Source organism: Acidaminobacter hydrogenoformans DSM 2784 (genome assembly GCF_900103005.1).
Classification (GTDB): domain Bacteria; phylum Bacillota; class Clostridia; order Peptostreptococcales; family Acidaminobacteraceae; genus Acidaminobacter; species Acidaminobacter hydrogenoformans.
The window spans coordinates 159,033-179,685 of sequence record NZ_FMWL01000004.1; the positions used below are offsets into that span (position 1 = coordinate 159,033).

The window sequence follows — 20,653 nt, forward strand, 5'->3', positions numbered from 1 at the left end:
CCCGGATGAGGGCCAATTGGCAGGGCGTTCACAACTAAAGCTTTATAGTTTTGAGCCGCAAGGCGTTAGTGACCACCGAAACAGAGCTGAAGGCCATGGCTGCGGCTGCGATCATAGGGTTCAGCAAAGGTCCGCCAAAGAGATAGAGCAGACCGGCAGCTACCGGAATACCAGCAGTGTTGTAGGCGAAGGCCCAGAACAGGTTCTGCTTGATGTTGCGAATGGTGGCTTTTGAAAGGGCGATCGCTGATACCGCATCCTGGAGGTCATCTTTCATGAGGACTATATCCGCGGATTCCATGGCGATATCCGTCCCGGAGCCTATAGCGATCCCTACATCCGCTTGGGCCAGAGCAGGGGCGTCGTTGATGCCGTCACCCACCATGGCGACGACGTGGCCTTCAGATTGGAGTTTTTTGACTTCCCCAGCCTTGTCCTCCGGCAGAACCTCTGCCATGACCCGGTCCAGTCCAACCTGGGCGGCAATAGCCTTCGCGGTCTTCGCGTTGTCACCGGTCAACATGGCGACTTTGATGCCTAAGTCATGAAGCTTGGCAATAGCAGCTTTGCTTGTAGCCTTGACAGGGTCCGCTATGGCGATGACCCCGGCGACCTGGTCATCTATGACGGCGAACACAGGGGTTGCGCCAAGCTCTGAGAATTGGTCCGCCGCTTTTAAAACGTCTTCGGAAAGGACTGTGCCTTCCAGGTGACGCCGGTTGCCAATCAGAAGGTTGTAGCCATCTGCTTGCCCGCTGACGCCGCCTCCTGTGACGGACTTAAACGCTGTGGCTTCAGTCCAGGTAAGACCCTCCGCTTTGGCTTTTCGCACAATGGCTTCCGCAAGGGGATGCTCTGACATGGATTCTACAGCGGCTGCCAAAGACAGGATTTTTGACGTCGTCCAGCCATTGACGGTATAGAGGTCTGTGACAGAAGGGCGGCCTTCGGTGATGGTGCCCGTTTTGTCCAGGATGATCGCGCTGACCTTGTGGGCCGTTTCAAGCGCGACACCGCTCTTGATCAGGATTCCCTGATCCGCGCCGCGGCCGGTGCCAACCATGATGGCTGTAGGTGTCGCAAGACCCAGGGCGCATGGGCAGGCAATGACGAGGATGGAAATGAAAATTCTCAGTGAGAAAGAAACGTCACGGGTGCCAATATACCACAGAAGTCCTGCAAGAATGGAAAGACCTATGACCACCGGAACGAAATATCCGGAAATGATGTCCGCCATTTTGGCGATAGGGGCCTTGGTCGCTTGAGCCTGCTCAACGAGACCTACAATTTTTGACAGGGTGGTGTCGCGACCCACGCGTTCAGTCATGACTTTCAGGGCGCCGTTTTTATTCACGCTGGCGCCTATGACCCGGTCGCCTTCTTTCTTTTCCACGGGTAGACTTTCACCGGTGAGCATGGATTCGTCGACGGCACTCACACCATCGGCAATCACCCCGTCAACGGGGATTTTCTCGCCTGGTTTGACTAAAACCAGATCGCCCACGGCAACTTCATCAATAGGGATGGAAATTGGCCCGTTCGGGAAGAGCACAGTGGCTTCCTTAGGCTGGAGGCCCATGAGCTTTTGAATAGCTTCGGAGGTGCGTCCTTTGGAACGCTGCTCAAGAGTCTTCCCAAGCATGATCAGGGCAATGATGACACCCGCGGTTTCATAGTAAAGATCCGTATGGGACAAGTCGCCGTTTGCGATCAGCCAGGTGTGATAGCCGCTGTAAACAATAGCTGCCGTGGTGCCTACCGCGATCAGCGAGTCCATGTTGGGGTGTCCGGAGAATAAAGTCCTGAAACCCACCGTATAAAATTTGTAGCCCGCGGCCACAATTGGGATCAATAGAACTACCTGGACCAGAGCGAATCTGAGGGGCTGGTGCATAGGGTGGAGCGCTGCGGGGATTGGCCAGCCCAGCATGTGGCCCATGGCCAGATAAAAGAGCGCTGCCGCGAAGCCTATGGCGATCCTGAAACGCCACCACTGCCGGTTCATGGCCTGCTGCTGGTCGTCAAGAAGTGCTTCTGCCGATTGTCTCTCAATCTCCTTAGGCGTATAACCCGCTTTCTCAATGGCTTTTTTTATTTCACTCAGTCTCAGAAGATTGCCGTCATACTTGACAGCCGCTTTATTGGTGGCAAGGTTTACAGACACCGACATGACTCCGGGAAGCTTTTTCACAGTGCGCTCTACAGCCGCGCTGCAAGAAGCGCAGGTCATGCCGTCTACAGGGATGACCACTTCTTTTTCGTCCCGGTGAGGCTTGGCATCATAACCCGCTTTCTCAATTGCCTTTATAATGTCTGCTTCAGAAGGCGGCGCGTCTTCGTAAGTGATGGTCAACTGATTGGTCATCAAATTGACGGCGGCCATTTCAACGCCTGGCAGTTTTTTTGCGGCCTTTTCTACGGCAGCGGAGCAGGATGCACAGGTCATGCCGTCCACGTCAAAAGTCAGCCTCTTGTCTTTGGTAGACTTTTGGGGTTCGGGCGCTTTCGTCTGAAGGGTTGTTGTTTGTGAGTTGAGTTTTGATTCGCTCATGAGGCTCACCTCCTTAATTTAATCTTCTTTAAAATTGGTTTTCTTTTGGTCAAACTTTTGGATAGCCTCCATGGCATGAATCATGACAAGGGGAGAGGCCCACAGTACAAATCTGACCCTTTTTTCACTCGGCTCATAGACGTGATTGAAGCGGCAGTCTTCACAGTTCTCCACAGTTTCGATGGCCTGCATCAGGGCAATGGACAGCGGCGCGATTTCTTTCGCAGAGTCCACATCATAGTCTATGATTGAACAGATTCTCAGCTTTCTTTCAGTGGAAAAGGTCTCAAGGTCCGTGTCCATGTACACGCAAAAGTCGTCTGAGGAAGGCGCTGCCGGACTATGGTGGCAGCTGGATTCTCCGGACTTCAGGAACGCGTCCAGGGCGGACTGGCTGATGCGCCACTGGCTCCCTACCTTTTGCCCGCCAAGCTTGCCGCTGTAAAGGTAGCGCCGTATGGTCTTTGAATGAACACCAAGGCGCTCTGCGACTTCTTCTATGGTAAATAATTTATCTTCCATGTGCGTCCCTCCAAATGTTTTTGCTTTCTTATAGTTTAATGATAATCCCTATCAATTAACTTGTCAAGACAAAGGTGGACATTATAGTACAGAAAAGATCAAAGGTGTACAATTCGAGACATATAAAATAATTTTACAATCCTCAAACGATACCTTGTAAATAACACGAAAAATGTTTAAAATTGTCTTAAACGATCAAAAAAATAAAACATGCCGCACTTACTTATAGAAAGGGTGAACTCAAGTTGGGCACTGAACGCATTTTAAAATCCCCAGAAGAGATCAAGATCATGTCAGACCCGCTTAGAATGACCATCTTCAAAGCTTTTCACCACCTCAATAAGCCTGCGACAGCGAAACAAGTCGCTGATGCGCTGACCCTCGCGCCTGCAAAAGTGCATTATCATGTTCAGAAGTTATTGGGTATTGGCATTATAGAATTGGATCATACAGAAGAGATCAATGGCATTATTGCGAAGTTCTACAAGACTTCAGTGGACTCTTTTGTGATCGATTACACCAATATCTCTGACAAAGTCCGCAGCTCAGTGTACTCAAAGTCAGAAAATCTGTACATATCAACTTTTAATGCTTTCAGAGACACGTTTATTGACAATATTCGCAAGAAAGTTGAGAAGCAGCTTCCACCAACGGCTGAAAACCGCTCGGGTTTCTTGATCCACAACACTTTAAAGCTTCAGCAGAAAGATTATGAAAGCTTTTACGGTGAAATGACAACCCTCGTAGAGAAGTATATGGAGCACTCTTGTCCAGAGGAGGCGTGTGGCACGTATCAATTTTTATGCAGTGCCATCAAAGAGGAACGTTAGGGGGGCATAGAGGTGAAATATTATGATATTTCCATGCGAATTCATGCGCACATGGCTGTGCCAGAGGAAGATCTGCAACTATGCCCAAAACTGAGTCATCAGACAGCGCCTGATGATCATGCGCTGCCAAGAAGCCGACTGGATATAGATCTGCGAACGGGTACCCACCTGATCGCGCCAATTCTTGCAAGGCCGGATGGGGACAGTGTAGATCTCATGAGCCCAACCTGTGTCCTTACGACCTGCAGACTCGTCGATTTATCGACAGCGGGGGAGGAAATCACGGAGACGGATCTCGCGCTCTTTGGCATTCAAACCGGTGAATTTATTTTAATCAAGACTCGCAACAGTCTGGAAGAAAATCACTCAAAAGATGTGCAGCTAACGAGAGACGCCGCCAAATATCTCGCGCGGATTGGCGTCAAGGGTGTAGGTATTGATGCCATAGCACTTGAAAAAGAAAGTGAACGGGAAATCATTGAGCTGCTGTTTGAGCGTGGCTGTGCCCTTTTGATTGGCCTTCGGCTGAAGGCGGTATCCTATGGAAGCTACAGGTTAGTCGCGCTGCCGCTGAGAATTGAGGGTGCCGAAGCATCTCCAGTACGGGCGCTTCTGCTGGAAGGGGTATAAACTTCAGGGATTGATTGCAAAAAAAAACTGGTGATCTCTGGCCGACGGCCAAAGATCCCAGCTATGAAGACAATGTCAAACGCCTTAAGCGTTATTTTGTTTCTCTCTACATTTGTCACAAAGTCCTTTATAATAGATGTGAACGGACTGTACGACAAAGCCTTCCGGAACGGACGGCGGCGCATCTATAAGATCAAAATCCACGAGGGCGCCGCAGGAGACACACTTAAAATGACCATGGTCCTCCTCTGCGACATCATAAAGCACTTCTTTCTCCTCAATTAGGATTTCGCTGACGATCTCATGGTCAATCAGCAGCTTTAAAGTATTATAGACCGTGGTTTTTGACAGCGTTGGGATCTCATCAATCAAAGCATTATAGACCTCTGCGACTGTGGGATGTGTGCGGTGGGTCATCAGATATTCCAGGATTCGGATTCTTTGATAAGAGGGTTTTATACCATTATCCAATAGAATGGCGCTTGCGTTTTTCAATAGGATTCACCTCCGTATAGTTTAAAGGACGTTTAGCGGAGTTTTCAGACATCCAAAATTCTTATCAGATGGTTTTATTATATTAAATAGTTTGAAAAGAAATGAGAACTGAAATGATGTCAGAATTATAACATTCTTAAAGGTAGCGTGTCAAATTTGGAATCGACCGATCTTATAAAACGCTAGCCCAATAATTATGCCAAAGCAGATTACTTATGGATACAAACCAAGTTCAAGGCTGGTGATTATTTTGAGATTTGCTGCAACGCTGTATAAATTTTTCATTGTGGTGGTGGCGCTTGCCATTGTCGCTGCTATGGGCTACAGTTACCGCTATTTGGAACCTTTGATCCAGAATGGAGCGGATTTGAAATATCCGCCGCTTATGATGACTTACGTCGTGGTGTTGTCTTTAATGGCCATAATGGCGATCCTGCTTCTTCTCTATCACAGGCGCTTTTACATCAAGCCCCTTAAGGCCGCTGAGCAGCATATCAGGAAAGTAGACCTCAATAATCCTGAGCTTGAAATGCTTGAAATTTCAGGGGCGACGAAGTTCAGCGAGCTGACAGCCGGCATCAATATGCTCCTTTTCAGGATTCGGCACAACAGCCGGGAATATAAAAAAGATCAGAGCAAACTCAGGGAAGTTAATCAAAAACTTGAAGAATCCCTCTTTATGAGTCAGTCCGCGCAGAATGGTTTAATGCTTCAGAAAAATCAGTTTGAAGCGCTGTTCAAAAATTCTACAGACGCTATTTTGATACTCAATCATCACAGACAAGTTGTCGACCTCAATGAAAAGTTCGTTCAGCTCTTTGGTTATTACAATGAGGATCTCAGATTCAAAGAACCGGATAATATTTTGGTAGGCTCCGATCATATGGAGGCAGCCAGAAAGCTGACGGAAAAGCTGTTCAGAGGGGAAGCCTTCGAACTCGAAACCGAGCGGCTGAACAGTACCGGCGAGATTCGCGAAGTCAGCATGAAGGGGGTCCCGGTTCTGATTGGAGATGAGGTGGTAGGTGCTTATCAGATCTTTAACGACATCTCCGTCAGAAAACGTTCTGAATATGAGCTCAGATTCCTCAGCTATCATGACCAGCTGACGGGTCTCTACAACCGGCGATTTTTCGAAGTGGAGCTGGAGCGACTGGATACCGAACGAAATTTGCCGCTGACTATCTTGATGTGCGATGTCAACGGCCTGAAAATTACCAATGATGCCTTTGGACATAAAATGGGAGACCGCCTTCTGGTAAAAACCGCTGATGTACTGCGCAGCATTTGCAGGGCGGAGGATATCATAGCCCGTTGGGGTGGTGACGAGTTTGTCGTGCTGCTTCCTAAAACGGACAAGAAAACTGCAATTGAGGTGGTCGAGCGGATCAAGGAAGCCAGCCGTGACGAAAAGATTGATTCTATATTGATTTCTGTTTCCATAGGCTTCTCAGTCAAGAGTGACCCCGAGGAACTGACTCAGGAGGTCTTCAAAGACGCTGAGAACATGATGTATTCCAATAAGCTTTATGAGGGACCAAGTATGCGGGGACAGATTGTCCAGGCAATTCTCAATACCCTTCACGAAAAGAATCCGAGGGAGGAACTCCATTCAAGGCGGGTGAGTCAGTTATGCGGTGCTTTAGGCACGGCTTATGGCTTTTCGAACACCCGGGTTGAGGCCCTTAAGACTTTTGGGTTAATGCATGACATAGGAAAAATTGCCATTTACGAACATTTACTTAACAAAAGCGGCAGCTTAAGCGAGGACGAATGGCTGGAAATGAAGCGGCACCCAGAAATTGGCTACCGGATTCTGAGCGCGGTTAATGACATGTCTGAAATTGCTGACCTGACCCTGGCACACCATGAAAACTGGGATGGGTCAGGCTATCCCAAGGGTCTGAAAGGCCACCAGATCCCCCTTGAATCCCGCATGATCCAACTGGCGGACGCTTACGACGCCATGACCTGCGACCGCCCCTACAGAAAAGCCCTGAATCCTGAAGTTGCGGTGAGTGAAATTGTAAGAAGCTCAGGCAAGCAGTTTGACCCTGAGCTCAGCAGGATCTTCGTCGAGGAGGTCCTGAAAATGACATGGTATGACAGGAGTGAAATTATATGCCAAACGCAGTAGGAATTCTCGAACTCAGCAGCATCGCCGCAGGCATTCAAGCCCTGGACGCAATGCTTAAGAGAGCCCAGGTTGAAGTGATCGACGCGCGCATGACATGTATTGGAAAATATATTGCTATTATTACGGGAGAAGTCGCAGCGGTAAAAAGCGCGGTGGAAACAGGAAAGGCAGCCGGTGGAGTACATGTGCTGGAGGCAGACGTCATCGCGAGTATTGCTGATGGTGTCCTTGAATCCATTCACGGCATCATGGACAAAAGTGATATCAAAGCACTTGGAATCCTCGAAACCAAAACCCTTGCCATGGGATTCTTAGGTGCGGACGCCATTCGAAAAGCAGCTAATGTTCGACTCCTTAAGCTACACATCAGCTTAGGCCTCGGCGGCAAAGCTGTCGTCCTGTTTACAGGAGATATAGCCTCCGTCGAAAATGCACTCAGCGTTGGGGTTGAAAAAATAGGAAATAAGGATAAAATTAAAGAGGCTATTGCGATACCGTCTCCTGACCAGGCCCTGATTGACAGCCTGAAATAATCGCGGCTGCTTGTACTGCATATCTTTTTAAAATCTGGCGGTTTAAAGACGCAGCCACCTCAAATCCACCTATTGATGTACAAAGGAGTCAGCCTATGATCAAGCTTTTTTTGCTCTCCGGTTTTCTTGGTGCCGGAAAAACTACATTTTTGAAAGCCTTATTGGAAAACCTTCCAGATAAAAAAATTGGCATTATTATGAATGAATTTGGCCGTGTTTCCATTGATGGCCCAATTCTCGACTCAGACGACCTTACCATGATTGAGCTCAACAGAGGCTCAATCTTTTGTTCCTGTCTTAAACTGTCCTTCATACGGGCGCTCAACGAAATGGCCAGCTATGACCTGGACTATGTCTTTGTAGAATCTTCCGGACTGGCAGATCCTTCTAATATAGCAGAGATTTTAGAAGTCGTAGGGGTCGAAAATCCAGAGGTCTACGACTACGCCGGGACAATCTGTATTGTGGACGCGCTTCATTTTATGGAGCAAATCAGTGACTTGGTAACGCTGAAGCGTCAAATTGAGTGTGCAGACATTGCTATTGTCAACAAAATTGACCGGGTCAGCGAAGAGGCACTCCTCGAAGTGGAGTCCGTCATTGTCAGCATTCAACCAAAGCTCCGGCTTATGCGCAGCAGTTATTTCGACGTGGATTTCAGCTTTGTGGAAAAGGGTATAGAGCAGGTATTTGTACCAGAGCTGAGAGACAGTTACAACACCGAAGAGAACAAACCAAAAACCATAATGCTGTCCTATCAGAGTCCAGTGCCCCAGGGCAATCTGACCCGTTTTCTGGAAGCTGTTTCTCAGTCCGCTTACAGGATCAAAGGGTTTGTAGAGACTCTTGAAGGACGTTTTCAGGTAGACGTGGTCAGCCGGACAATTGATTACGCTGAAACAGAAAAAATGCTTGAGGCCTCGACCCTGGTGTTCCTTTCCAAGATAGGCCCACAGATTATCAGAGTGGTCGACACCGCATGGAAAACCGAAGTCGGGACAGAAATGAAGCTCAGTAACTGAGAAAACCGCGGAGGTGAATGTGAAGTGAAAGAAGATAAAAGATCACCGGAGGAAATGGTGGTTTACACGAGAACCGGAGATGGCGGCAAAACCAATCTGTATGATACCACCAATATTTATAAGGATGAGCCAAGGGTGGAGGCTTATGGAACCATTGATGAGCTCAACAGCTTTATTGGTCTTGCCAAGCACTATATAGAGGATGAGAAGACCACGCGTCTGCTGCATGATCTTCAAAGAAAACTATTTGACGTGGGCGCGGAGCTTGCCACTGTTGACCTCAGTATTTTGAAGACCACAATTCAGCAAGAAGATGTCGATTTCCTTGAGGATACAATAGACGACTATCTGAAAACATTTGAGACACCGACTTATTTCATCATCCCAGGAGATAATTTGGCCAGCGCCCACCTTCACATCTGCCGTACGGTATGCAGACGCGCGGAGAGACTGATGGTGCCGCTCTATAAACATGGAGAAATCAGCGATACGCTTTTAAAATATGTCAACCGCTTGTCAGACCTCTTCTACGCGCTTTCAAGATTTGTTGAGGAGACTTATGAGCGTGTAGATTTTTAACGTTAATTATACTATCGCAAATCAACTATTTTTACCTGACTCCAGAAACGACGGACAGGGGGTGTCACCGTGAGAAAGAAGTTTGCTGAAGATGAGTTGCTCGGTAGATTCAGATTAAAACACAATCATGGGCTTCGAATAGATCCCAAACCGACACCTCCGGAGGAAGTTGAGGAGGCGGCAAAAGCCCTTGAACCTGTTATGGCTTCTCTTGAGACTAAAGAGTCAACTGGATCAAACCTGAGTATTGACTGGGATACCAACGACTTTGAGGCGCCTGAGTCTTTGCCTTCTGAGGAGGCCCTGAAGGCGATTCTGTTTGGGGAACCCGTAGAGGAAATGTCAATAGAAGAGCATGTTTTTTACAAGAGTCAGCGGCATCAAAAGATGCTGGAGCTTCTGGCCAAAGTAGAAGCCTTGACCCCAAGGACCGTTGAATCAAAGCAGGATTCCGCGATTCCAAACCTTGAAGAAGCGAATAACAGGGATACGGTTAATAGGTTGGCACAAAATTCAGAGTCCGCAGCTTCGGCACTTTCAAAGTTAGACATGACGCATTTTTCTGAGGTGGGATACGACGAAGCCCCTGAGGGGGAATACGACGAAGTCCCTGAGGAGGGATACGACGAAGTCCCTGAGGAGGGATACGACGAAGTCCCTGAGGAGGGATACGACGAAGTCCCTGAGGAGGGATACGACGAAGTCCATGAGGCGGAATACGACGAAGTCCCTGAGGAGGGAACGACCATGCGGTCTGAGTCTGAAGCGAAACTAAAGGAATATGGCGCACAGGCTAAGGCCCGCGACGAGAATGAGCAGGCTTCTGCTGATGATCCCATCAAGCTGAACGTTGACCAGGAGGATTTTCAGGAACGTTTAATCCGAATTTTAAATGAAAATTATGGAGATATGGGGGAAGTCAAGCCTCAGAATTTGAAGTCGAGATTAATTGAGATTTTGAATGAAGAATATGCTGAGGGATACGACGAAGATCCTGAGGGGGGATACGACGAAACTCCTGAGGGGGAATACGACGAGAATCTCGAGGAGGAATACGACGAGAGCCTCGAGGAGGAATACGACGAAGGTATCGAGGCGGGCTCCGGCAAAACGTCTGATCAGGAATTGGTCGAAGTTTCAGAGCCTGATCACGTAGAAGTTCCTGAGACGGGAGATGTCGAAAAACCTGAAGCGGAATCTATCACAGAGGCACATCCAACACAAATGGAACTGCCAGAGGTTGATGATGTTAAAGCACCAGAGGAAAGTGTCGATATCCTGAAAGATGAAGCTGGCTTTTTGTCTCAGGATTATGATCCCTATAAAGCTGAGCTGACTGAGGAATCCGCTGATTTCGCTGAAGCGCCGTTACCTGAACCACCAAAAGCCTCGAAACCAAAAATTGATTTTCGCGAGTACCAGTATGTGACTTCGTTCCACGAAGTGCCAATTGAGGAAGAAGATGAGGCAGAGCCTTTTGAAGCCATTTTTCATGAAATAACGGATGAAACAGCGGATGACGTCAAAGATGAAATCTCAGATGAAGTTGTAGATGATGTCACAGACGAAATAGAGGATGAAGTATCGGAAGAAATTGAGGATCAAGTTTCAGATGTAATTGAAGATGAAGTTTCAATCGCAGTCCGAGATGAGGATGAAGACAAAGTTATAGATGAAATCGTGGTAAAATCAGCTGACAAAGTAATGGAAGAAACCTTGAGTGAAGGCCCGGATAAGTCAAAAGATGAGACGGACTTGAGGGATGAAGCTGAATTGTTGAGACCTGAGGTCGAACCATTTCAGAAGGCAGAGTCCCATAAGCATGAGCATCCATGGTTGAAAGAACTTAAGAGAGAAAGCGTGGAGCACCGCTGGACCAAGAAAGCTGAGCATGAAGAGATGGGTGGGAAAGAAGACCACGGGCAAAATAAAGTCCCTCTTTCACAGGAAGAGCGTTATGCAGGCAACCATGTCAGGACGGCTGCCGGAAACGCTGAACCTGTCAGGCCCTCTCGTTCAGAAACAGTGAGTGCTGCCGTTCAAAACAGCGACCGCGGTATGTCCATGGAGGAATGGTCTTTTGTCTTTGATACGTTAAAAGAACAGATCGATTATCTGAAACAGCAGCTTGAAATCAAAGACCATCAGCTTCAAAATAAAGATGAGCTGATCAGAAATTTTCAAATTTTATTAAAGAACGAGCAGGACAAATTCCTTAAGCTGGAGAATAAGATGGAGGATGTTGTCCTTCAGGTTGAGGAACGTGCCACAAAAAAAGGCTTTTTTAGCCGTTTCAGGAAGAGGTAAATCATGCGAGTAATTATTGACGACAGATTTTTTGAATTTCAGAATGAGAGAACGGAGCAAATCTTTACCGAACAAAAAACTTATTTGAAAGATATGATTGAAAAGTATCAGAACGAAGGTGACATGGAGGCGTTGGTCACAACGCTGCTGAGCCTTTCGAACCTCACTGAGGGCCTGATCAATGAAATGGTCGAAGAGGTTGGCGCGGATCAGGTTGCCAGTTATTTAAAAGCTAAAGAAGTATAAAATAAAGATTGAACAAAGAGACAAATCACACTATAATGAAAATGTAGTCCTTGAGTGGCGGACACGTCCGCCTCACATTGGCGCTGCAAAAATTCACAAAGGAGGTTGCGGTCATGATGATGACAAAGATTGCATTTAACGTTTCAGTTATTTCTACAGTTTCATACTTGCAGCCTGTGGTTTCTATTTTGTAGACTTTTAATTTTTCCGTCTATAGAGCCGCAGGAAATTCTTCTGCGGCTATTTTTACGCCTATAAAAGGTAAAAAATGTAAAATAGTGCAGAGGAATCTGCACTATTTTTGTTTTGCGAAAGGAGATAAAGTCTGCATGTCGCGCCAGTTACATTCAAGCAATTTAAGAAAGCTGCTTCAGCATATGAAGGGGAACGTGTTACTCTATATGATCGCTATGGCAGCGGTTTTATTGACGACTTTATTCGCGCTAACTATTCCACTTATGATTCGTTTTGCGATAGACCAAGTCATTGGTGGTATAGAAGCGGACACCGCCTTCGCTGGGTGGATGCAGCGCATAAGCGTCAGCACTCTTTTTGGCGTGGCCATTTTGATCCTGGCGGCATCTCTGCTGCGAGCCTTATTCCTTTTTATAAAAGGGGTTGCAAGCGCTGCGGCGTCAGAAGCCATAGCTAAAAATTTAAAAGACAAGGTCATGCAGCATCTGCATGAAGTAAAATTCGAATTTTTCTCAACGCATGATACGGGTGACTTGATTCAAAGGGCGACCTCTGATGTAGAGACCATTCGCAGATTTCTTTCTGTACAAGTCGTGGAGATTGTTTCCATTGTTCTCATGGTGGGCATTGTATCCGGACTGATGTGGACACTGGATCCAAGGCTCACCGTTATTGCCCTGAGTTTAATCCCACTGGTCATTGCCTTTTCAATCTGGTTTTTTTTCAGGGTCAAGGAAAGGTTCAAAATTGCGGATGAAGCTGAAGCAAAGGTCACTTCTATGCTTCAGGAAAATCTCAGTGGGATCAAGGTCGTCAAAGCCCTTGGGAGAGAGCCCTTCGAATACGAAAAATTTTCCGGCCTTAATCTGGACCTGAAAGAAAAGGTGTATAAGTTAATCCTCAATTTCGCTTACTTTTGGTCCTTGTCTGACTTCGTGTGCCTGCTGCAGATCGCGCTGGTCATGTACTTTGGCGCCAAATGGGCCATTGAAGGGGCGGTCAGCCTGGGCACAGTTGTCGCCTTTATTACTTATGAAAATATGCTCATTTTTCCAATCCGTCAGCTGGGTAGAGTACTCAGCGAATTTGGGAAGACTATGGTCGCTGTGAAGAGAATTGATGAGATTCTGACTGCGGAACGGGATGAAGCATCAGAATTTCAGATGGATGGGTCAGAGACCAAGTTATTGACGCCTGAGATCCAGGGGCGCATTGAATTTCGAAAGGTACATTTTGCTTACCCCAAGGGAGAAGATATCCTGAAGGGGATTGATTTTGAGGTTGGCGCGGGGGAGACTATCGGCATACTGGGCCCTACGGGCTCGGGAAAGTCGACTCTGGCATATCTGCTGACCCGGCTCTACGAACCGACAGCAGGGGAAATTCTTCTGGATGGGATTCCAATCCGGCACATTGCCAAACAGCACCTGCGCCGCAATATTGGACTCGTGCTCCAGGAAGCTTTTCTCTATGCCAGAACCATTGGTCAAAATATTGCGATCCGGGCAGAAGCCAGTGAGGCTGAAATTATCAGGGCAGCTGAAATTTCTGCGATTCACCACAGTATCGAGCAGTTCGATCACCGGTATGAAACGGTGGTAGGAGAGAAAGGCGTTTCCTTATCCGGCGGACAGAGACAGCGGGTGGCTATTGCCAGGACACTGCTGAAGCCCATGCCCGTCATGGTCTTTGACGATTCTCTCAGCGCAGTGGATACAGAAACGGACAGACAGATCCGCCAGGGGCTTATGGCGAATAGCGCAGGTGCCACAGTGCTGCTGATTTCCCACCGGATTACAACACTTATGGAGGCTGACCGTATTTTAATCATTGAAAACGGCAGGGTATCTGCCTTTGATACCCATGAGGCGCTCATCCAGCAGGATGGGCTTTACAAGCGGGTCTGGGAGATTCAGAATGCCGCCTCGGAAGCGGAGGATGAGGTGTAAGGATTATGGAAACTATTATTTCAGAAGAAACAAAGCGCAAGAAAATTGACCGGGGCCTTTGGCTGCGGCTGCTGCCCTATATGAAAAACTTTAAAAAAGAATTGACGGTCGTTGTGATCTGTCTGGCCATACTTGGGGCCATGGATGTTTTGATGACATATTTAACGAAGCATCTGATTGACGCCTATATCACGCCAAAGGAGCTGGAAGGCCTTAGTCGTTTTATAGCGGCTTATGCAGGCATTGTACTTGTCATTGCTCTGGTCGTCTATAAGTTTATTCAGACTGCAGGTGTCATTGAGGCCGGATTGTCACACGATATTCGAAAAGCGGGCTTTGAAAAGCTACAGCAGCTGTCCATGAGCTATTTCGATAAGAATGCCGCGGGGTGGATCCTCGCCAGGCTGACTTCAGACGTGACCAAGCTGGGGGAATTTATTTCCTGGGGTCTCGTAGACATGGTCTGGGGCATGACCATGATGCTTGGCATTATGGCGGTTATGCTGGCCGTTAATTTCAAACTGGCCTTGATCACTCTGTCCGTCATGCCCGCGCTGGTTCTGGTCAGCTGGTATTTCCAGAGCAGAATTGTGGCGCTGCAGCGGGTTGTCCGTAAGCTGAATTCCCGGATCACCGGTGCCATCAATGAAGGCATCACTGGCGCCCGCACCACCAAAACCCTGGTGGTTGAGGAGAAGGTCATGAACGATTTCAGGGTGCTGAGCGGAAATATGCGGGATCAGAGCATCAAGTCCGCTTTCTACAGTGCCCTTTATCAGCCTATGGTCATTAACATTGCCGCTGTCGGCACCGTACTCGCGATTCAGTTCGGGGGACGGGAAGTCATGTCTGGTGCCATTACCTATGGGACACTGGTGCTATTCATCAATTATTCAATCCAGTTCTTTGAGCCTGTCCGGGAAATGGCCCGCATCCTTTCTGAAATGCAGTCGGCACAGGTCTCTGCGGAGCGAATCTTTATGCTCCTCGATCAAAAGACGGAAATTGAAGACTCTGAAGCGGTCAAAGCCCGTTATGGCACAATTTTATCACCGAAAAGAGAAGCTTATGAAGCTATGAAGGGCGACATAGAATTCCGGTCAGTTTACTTCAGTTACAAACCTGAAGAGCCTATTTTTGAAGGTCTGACCCTCGAGATTGAAGCGGGGACGTCGGTGGCCCTTGTTGGTCCTACGGGCTCCGGTAAAAGTTCATTAGTTAACCTGATTTGCAGATTCTACGAGCCAACCGCAGGGGAGATCTTGCTGGATGGCACGCCGCTGAAAGCGCGCTCCCAATCCTGGCTGCATAACGGGATTGGCTACGTTCTCCAGACACCGCACCTGTTCAGCGGAACGATCAGCGACAATATACGCTATGGAAGACTGGACGCGACCCAGGAGGAAATTCAAAAAGCCGCGGTATTGGTAGGTGCGGATACTTTTATCTCACAGCTTTCAGATGGGTATGACACTCAGGTTGGTGAGGGTGGAGCTATGCTCTCGACAGGCCAGAAGCAGCTGATTTCTTTTGCCCGAGCGGTTATTGCTGAGCCTTCAATCTTTATTCTCGACGAAGCGACCAGTGCCATAGATACCGAAGCGGAACAACTCATTCAGAACGCCTTGATCAAGGTTCTCGAAAACAGGACCAGTTTGATCATAGCACACCGTCTCTCCACCATTCGGGCTTGTGACCGAATTTTAGTCATAGAGGATGGCCATATCATAGAAGATGGTACCCATCATTCACTGATGAAGCTGAAGGGTCATTACTGGAAGCTTTATACAAATCAATTTATTGAGGAAAAGGAACAGGCTTTGCTGGCTTGAGCGGTTTTGTGAATTTACGGTGAAAAATGTGTCGCTGGTCTTGCCTTTTTCCACAGTTTGCTTTAAGATGGATAAAACTCTGTCAAGCAAAGAAAGAGGTGCGATTTTTGAAGATATTGGAAGAACGAATATTGAAGGATGGCTATGTCCTGGGTAAGGATATACTTAAGGTAGACCGATTTTTGAATCACCAGGTAGATGTAGCGTTGTTGAATGAAATTGGCAAAGCGTTTTATGCTTATTTTAAAGACCATGGCATCAACAAGATCCTGACTATTGAGGCATCCGGCATTGCTATTGCCGCCATCACCGCCCAGTATTTCGATAATGTGCCGGTGGTGTTTGCTAAGAAGTTTGACTCTGTCAACGCGGACCCGGATAGTTACGAGACCAACGTTTACAGCTTTACGAAGAACAGGGATTATAGCGTGAGGGTTTCCAAGAAATTTATACACCAAGGTGACCGCGTCCTGATCCTGGATGATTTTCTTGCTCAAGGCCGTGCGGCAGCTGGATTGATAGATTTGGTACGACAGGGTGGCGGTGAGGTTCACGGTGTAGGCATTGTCATTGAGAAGTCCTTTCAGGATGGTAAGACCTATGTCAGCAGCTTGGGTGTCGATGTCCATTCCCTGGCGCGGATCAGAGCTTTTATTGATGGAACACCAATTTTTGAAGAGGTATAGATCAGGAATAGTTGTGCTGAGCTGCCGTAAAACCAGATGGCGCTGGTTTTGCGGCAGTTTTTTTGTTATGCGGCTTTGTGCATCAAATGCTAATTGACCTTCCGTTTCATAGGGGATTTGGTATAATGGAAGGGATTACTGAGGGTCAATTGATGTGTTCCAATTCCAGATGGCAGGGAAGTGAAGCATGAGACAGCTGAGAACGCTACTGGTCAAGATTTCGATCATTGCCTTGATCGATGCCATTACCTCGCAGATTTATATTGGCTACGATTTGAATGGCTTCAGAATTTCCATGTCGGTGATTATACTGCCGGTGTATTACTATTTTAATCCGACGCTGAATCCGGTGATCACTTCCATCGGCATAGGTCTTTTTGGTTTGGTCTTTAGGGGCATCATAGGGATTGGTGTATTTGGCAGCTTCATGGCGGCTATGTTGGCAGATTTTCCTATTTTTGTCTTCGACATTTCCTATGGGGTATTGTATTATTTCCTTTTCTACCGGGCAAAAGAGAGGACGCTGTCCCGGTGGATTTTAGCCATTTCACTCGCGGATTTCAGCTCGAACCTCTTTGAGTTGGTGCTGCGGATAGGGCCGCTTGTAGGGGATAAAATCAGGCTGGTGGATACATTGATTACTGTAGCCCTGGCTCGGGCAGCCATGGCCACGGCGCTTGTGTTCATATTGAAATACTACAATATCATCCTGATGAAGGATGAAAAGTATGAGCGCTATAAGAGCATGTATACCGTCCTCAGTGACTTGAAAAGCGAAATATATTTCATGCAGAACAACATGGAATACATTGAGCAGGTCATGGGGGAAGCCTATACGCTTTATGAGCAGCTGGCGGAGGCCTCGGATCCGAGTTCCAGGAATTTGTCGCTGAAAATTGCCAAGGATGTACATGAAATCAAGAAAAATTACTCGAAAGTTATTGAAGGGATCGACAAAATTGGCGTGACTCAAAATCCCTATGGCGCTTTTAAGGTGCGGGAGCTGCTTGAGATTGTGGTGAAGTTTTTCAGGCATGAAAGCGTCAGCGCTAAGATTGAGCTGAACGTCGTGGATATGCTTAAAGGGGATCACGTCGTGAGTGAGCACTTGCTGTTCGTTTCAGTGATAAGAAATCTGATTTCCAACAGCATTGAAGCCATCCGGGATTCGAAGAAGGAAGGTGCCATCTCAGTTATTCTCACTGAGGATTCTGATAATTTGATTCTGACGGTTAGGGACAATGGGCCCGGCATACGCAAAAAGGATGTGGAAGCGATCTTTGAAGCGGGGTTTTCGACAAAGTTTAATCCGAGTACGGGGGATATTTACAGGGGACTGGGTCTGACCCTCGTCAAGGACATCATTGAAACAAAATTTAACGGCAGTATTTATGTAAATTCCACTTTGGGAAATGGCACAGAAATCGTAGCGGCGTTAGACAAATTTTCCTTGGAAGAGAGGTAGCCCATGACTTTTTATTTGGTGGATGATGATTCATCTGTTTTAAGAGTCCTCGAAAATATTATTGAAGAGTATGACCTTGGAGAAGTTGTTGGAAAAGCGACAGATTCAGAGAAGGCCCTGGGACAGATTTTAAGCCTTAAACCTGCCATTGTCGTCGTGGATATGCTGATGCCTGCCATAGACGGCTGCGCGCTGGTCAAAACCCTGAAGGACGACCTGCCGGATACGCGCTTCGTCATGCTCTCCCAGGTTTCCAGCAAAAATATAATCTCTAAAGCTTACGACTGCGGTGTTGAGTTTTTCATCAGCAAGCCTGTCAATCAGATTGAAATCAGAAATGTTCTCGGAAATATTAAAGAGAAGCTTGAAATGGAGCGTACGTTTAAGCTCATTGAAGGGATGTTCAATAAAGGTGTTAAGGTGCCTTCCGCGAATTTGGACAACGGAGATGAGCTGCAGGAGCAGATCAGGAAAATCCGGATGGTTTTTTCGAAGCTGGGCATTCTGGGTGAAAAAGGTGGAGAAGATTTGCTCCAGATCTGTGCCTATATGCTGAAGAACAACTTAAAGACTTTTGACTTCAGGGTACGGGACATCTGTGACGAGCTCTGCGACAATCCGAAGGCTATGGAGCAACGGCTCAGGCGGGCAATCAACAGAGGCCTCATCAATTTAGCCAATTTAGGAATTGAGGATTACATGAATGAAAATTTCATCCGTTTTTCCGGCACGCTCTATGATTTTGAAAGTGTCAAAGCTGAAATGGATTACATCCGGGGCAAAAGGGACAGCGGTGGGAAGATCTCCGTTCGAAAGTTTATCGATAACCTCATATTGATGATTTTGGAGACAGCCTGATCTTTAAATGGGTTTTAGGACTTGTTTGCATTCCGCTTGTTTTTGCATGCATTTGTTCAATTATTTTATGAATTCAAAATATTTGTCGTATTTTCGTAACCTCTGCTGAACGTTTTTGATTTTTTTTGTAACCTCCAATGTATAATGAGCTATCTTATGCAAAGGAGGAATTCGTAAATGGAAACAAAGATGAAGAAAAAAGCCACACTTGGTCACGCACTCATTCCTATGGTTTTTATCATCGTGGCTTTGATCGTCACCATGCAGTTCTGGGGCGGCGATCCGCACCTGCCAATCCTCTTCTCGGCTGTCGTCGCGGCTATCGTTGCGATCTTTGGGCTCGGTTATACCTGGAAAGAGCTTGAGGACGGCATCGTAGACACCATCAAGATGTCCATGCAGGCAATCCTGATCCTGATGATCATTGGTATGATTATTGGTACCTGGATTCTCGGCGGCATTGTTCCAACCATGATCTACTACGGCCTCAAGATTTTGTCGCCTGGTATCTTCCTGGTAGCGACATGCATTCTCTGCAGCATCGTTTCACTCGCGACAGGCAGCTCCTGGACAACAGCTGGAACCGTTGGTATCGCACTCATTGGTGTCGGTATTGGTCTCGGTATGAACCCAGGTATCGTTGCTGGTGCTATCATCTCCGGCGCGTATTTTGGCGACAAAATGTCTCCGCTCTCAGACACGACGAACCTTGCGCCAGCTATGGCAGGTTCCACACTGTTTGATCACATCCGCCACATGATTTACACCACAGGTCCTTCGCTGATTATCGCCCTCATTCTCTACGGGATCATAGGGATGCGCTACGCGGGCAACGAGCTCGACACAGGCGCAATCAACGAAATCCTCATGGGCATTGAAGCCAACTTCAATATTTCCTTGATCCTCCTGTTGGCACCTGTTCTCGTCATAGTCATGGTAATATTTAAAGTGCCTGCTATGCCTGGCCTGATTGGCGGCACGGTTCTTGGCGCACTCTTCGCGTTCCTGTTCCAGGGTGCTGGCATGAGCGCAATCGTCGAAGCCGCGCACTACGGCTATTACTCAGAGACTGGCGTTACGGTCATTGATGACCTTCTTTCCCGGGGCGGTCTTGACAGTATGATGTGGACGGTTTCCCTAATTCTGTGTGCTATGAGCTTTGGTGGCGTTATGGAAAAATCCGGCATGCTGGAAGCCATTGCCTCATCGATCCTGAAGCTGGCACATGGCACTGGCAGCCTCGTTCTCGCAACGATCATCACGATCATTGCCATGAACATGATGGCTGGCGACCAGTACCTTGCAATCGTTATCCCTGGCCGTATGTACAGACAAGTTTATGCTGACCGCGGTCTCCATCCTAAGAACCTTTCCCGTGTCCTGGAAGATGCCGGTACTTTAACATCTCCTCTGGTCCCGTGGAACTCCTGCGGCCTGTTTATGTCAGGGACTTTGGGCGTCGCGACGCTGGTTTACCTGCCATATTGCTTCCTCAACCTGATCAACCCGCTGATTTCAATTTTCTATGGTTTCACGGGCATCACCATGGAGAAGCTCCCGCCTGAAGAGACGGTTGCTTAGCAATTTGAAAGCTACATAATTTAATAGTAAGGTAAGACACCCTGGAGTCTTGGATGAGGCTTTGGGGTGTCTCTTTTTTTGGAAGATTGCTGTAAGCTTGAAGTGTGCTGGGGGGGAGGGTGTGGGGGAAGTGAGACCATCGGCAAACCGTCTTTGAGTTTGTGAAAGCTAAGGGACAAATGTCCCAATAATTGTGGTGTGTCCTCTTGCACCGTTGAAAGTAGCCTTGCTTTGG

17 protein-coding genes are annotated in these 20,653 nt (G+C 47.5%); 14 read left to right on the top strand and 3 right to left on the bottom strand.

Annotated features, from left to right (window positions below; genetic code table 11):
* Window positions 1–34: 34 nt before the first annotated feature.
* The gene (locus BLP63_RS05920) at window positions 35–2,551 is read right to left on the bottom strand and encodes a heavy metal translocating P-type ATPase (RefSeq protein ID WP_092589985.1); all 2,517 of its coding nucleotides are present in this window, start codon (window positions 2,549–2,551) and stop codon (window positions 35–37) included.
* A gap of 18 nt (window positions 2,552–2,569) precedes the next feature.
* Window positions 2,570–3,073 carry a helix-turn-helix domain-containing protein gene (locus BLP63_RS05925; protein ID WP_092589986.1) on the bottom strand — a complete coding sequence of 168 codons (504 nt, stop codon included), beginning with the start codon at window positions 3,071–3,073 and terminating at the stop codon, window positions 2,570–2,572.
* Between the two features lie 245 nt (window positions 3,074–3,318).
* On the opposite strand from BLP63_RS05925, the gene BLP63_RS05930 reads away from it, so the two are divergent.
* A complete protein-coding gene (locus BLP63_RS05930) occupies window positions 3,319–3,903 on the top strand; it encodes an ArsR/SmtB family transcription factor (protein ID WP_092589987.1) in 585 nt (194 codons plus the stop codon).
* Window positions 3,904–3,915: 12 nt separating this feature from the next.
* Window positions 3,916–4,533, top strand: coding sequence for a cyclase family protein (locus tag BLP63_RS05935; protein WP_092589988.1), 618 nt, complete (start codon window positions 3,916–3,918; stop codon window positions 4,531–4,533).
* Window positions 4,534–4,617: 84 nt separating this feature from the next.
* Here BLP63_RS05935 and BLP63_RS05940 read toward each other — a convergent pair whose 3' ends face one another.
* Window positions 4,618–5,028 (bottom strand): Fur family transcriptional regulator, encoded by a 411-nt coding sequence (locus tag BLP63_RS05940; RefSeq protein WP_242870814.1) that lies wholly within the window; start codon window positions 5,026–5,028, stop codon window positions 4,618–4,620.
* A 250-nt stretch (window positions 5,029–5,278) separates the two neighbouring features.
* Here BLP63_RS05940 and BLP63_RS05945 point away from each other — a divergent pair, with 250 nt between their 5' ends.
* From BLP63_RS05945 to nhaC, 12 genes are all read left to right on the top strand, one after another.
* Window positions 5,279–7,165: a diguanylate cyclase gene (locus BLP63_RS05945; protein ID WP_170829324.1), complete on the top strand. Its 1,887-nt coding sequence runs from the start codon at window positions 5,279–5,281 to the stop codon at window positions 7,163–7,165.
* Window positions 7,150–7,698 carry a BMC domain-containing protein gene (locus BLP63_RS05950; RefSeq protein ID WP_092589991.1) on the top strand — a complete coding sequence of 183 codons (549 nt, stop codon included), beginning with the start codon at window positions 7,150–7,152 and terminating at the stop codon, window positions 7,696–7,698. The genes BLP63_RS05945 and BLP63_RS05950 overlap by 16 nt, the downstream gene beginning before the upstream one ends.
* A 95-nt stretch (window positions 7,699–7,793) precedes the next feature.
* The gene (locus BLP63_RS05955) at window positions 7,794–8,720 is read left to right on the top strand and encodes a CobW family GTP-binding protein (RefSeq protein ID WP_092589992.1); all 927 of its coding nucleotides are present in this window, start codon (window positions 7,794–7,796) and stop codon (window positions 8,718–8,720) included.
* Between the two features lie 24 nt (window positions 8,721–8,744).
* Window positions 8,745–9,299: a cob(I)yrinic acid a,c-diamide adenosyltransferase gene (locus BLP63_RS05960; protein ID WP_242870815.1), complete on the top strand. Its 555-nt coding sequence runs from the start codon at window positions 8,745–8,747 to the stop codon at window positions 9,297–9,299.
* 69 nt (window positions 9,300–9,368) lie between these two features.
* Window positions 9,369–11,606: a hypothetical protein gene (locus BLP63_RS05965; protein ID WP_092589993.1), complete on the top strand. Its 2,238-nt coding sequence runs from the start codon at window positions 9,369–9,371 to the stop codon at window positions 11,604–11,606.
* Window positions 11,607–11,609: 3 nt separating this feature from the next.
* Window positions 11,610–11,852: a hypothetical protein gene (locus BLP63_RS05970; protein WP_092589994.1), complete on the top strand. Its 243-nt coding sequence runs from the start codon at window positions 11,610–11,612 to the stop codon at window positions 11,850–11,852.
* A 329-nt stretch (window positions 11,853–12,181) separates the two neighbouring features.
* Window positions 12,182–13,996, top strand: coding sequence for an ABC transporter ATP-binding protein (locus tag BLP63_RS05975; protein ID WP_092589995.1), 1,815 nt, complete (start codon window positions 12,182–12,184; stop codon window positions 13,994–13,996).
* A gap of 5 nt (window positions 13,997–14,001) precedes the next feature.
* The gene (locus BLP63_RS05980; RefSeq protein WP_092589996.1) at window positions 14,002–15,828 is read left to right on the top strand and encodes an ABC transporter ATP-binding protein; all 1,827 of its coding nucleotides are present in this window, start codon (window positions 14,002–14,004) and stop codon (window positions 15,826–15,828) included.
* 107 nt (window positions 15,829–15,935) lie between these two features.
* The gene (locus BLP63_RS05985) at window positions 15,936–16,514 is read left to right on the top strand and encodes a xanthine phosphoribosyltransferase (protein WP_092589997.1); all 579 of its coding nucleotides are present in this window, start codon (window positions 15,936–15,938) and stop codon (window positions 16,512–16,514) included.
* Window positions 16,515–16,701: 187 nt separating this feature from the next.
* On the top strand, window positions 16,702–17,979 hold the full coding sequence (locus BLP63_RS05990; protein WP_092589998.1) for a sensor histidine kinase: 1,278 nt from the start codon (window positions 16,702–16,704) through the stop codon (window positions 17,977–17,979).
* A gap of 3 nt (window positions 17,980–17,982) precedes the next feature.
* Window positions 17,983–18,837, top strand: a complete 855-nt coding sequence (locus tag BLP63_RS05995) for a response regulator (RefSeq protein ID WP_092589999.1) — start codon at window positions 17,983–17,985, stop codon at window positions 18,835–18,837.
* A gap of 177 nt (window positions 18,838–19,014) precedes the next feature.
* Window positions 19,015–20,418, top strand: a complete 1,404-nt coding sequence (nhaC, locus tag BLP63_RS06000) for a Na+/H+ antiporter NhaC (protein ID WP_092590000.1) — start codon at window positions 19,015–19,017, stop codon at window positions 20,416–20,418.
* Window positions 20,419–20,653 lie beyond the last annotated feature (235 nt).

Excerpts from the sequence above, each read along its gene's own strand:
- nhaC (WP_092590000.1), top strand. The coding sequence starts at position 19,015 with ATGGAAACAAAGATGAAGAAAAAAGCCACACTTGGTCACGCACTCATT.
- BLP63_RS05955 (WP_092589992.1), top strand. The coding sequence starts at position 7,794 with ATGATCAAGCTTTTTTTGCTCTCCGGTTTTCTTGGTGCCGGAAAAACT.
- BLP63_RS05975 (WP_092589995.1), top strand. The coding sequence starts at position 12,182 with ATGTCGCGCCAGTTACATTCAAGCAATTTAAGAAAGCTGCTTCAGCAT.
- BLP63_RS05980 (WP_092589996.1), top strand. The coding sequence starts at position 14,002 with ATGGAAACTATTATTTCAGAAGAAACAAAGCGCAAGAAAATTGACCGG.
- BLP63_RS05995 (WP_092589999.1), top strand. The coding sequence starts at position 17,983 with ATGACTTTTTATTTGGTGGATGATGATTCATCTGTTTTAAGAGTCCTC.
- BLP63_RS05925 (WP_092589986.1), bottom strand. The coding sequence starts at position 3,073 with ATGGAAGATAAATTATTTACCATAGAAGAAGTCGCAGAGCGCCTTGGT.
- BLP63_RS05920 (WP_092589985.1), bottom strand. The coding sequence starts at position 2,551 with ATGAGCGAATCAAAACTCAACTCACAAACAACAACCCTTCAGACGAAA.
- BLP63_RS05990 (WP_092589998.1), top strand. The coding sequence starts at position 16,702 with ATGAGACAGCTGAGAACGCTACTGGTCAAGATTTCGATCATTGCCTTG.
- BLP63_RS05970 (WP_092589994.1), top strand. The coding sequence starts at position 11,610 with ATGCGAGTAATTATTGACGACAGATTTTTTGAATTTCAGAATGAGAGA.
- BLP63_RS05950 (WP_092589991.1), top strand. The coding sequence starts at position 7,150 with ATGCCAAACGCAGTAGGAATTCTCGAACTCAGCAGCATCGCCGCAGGC.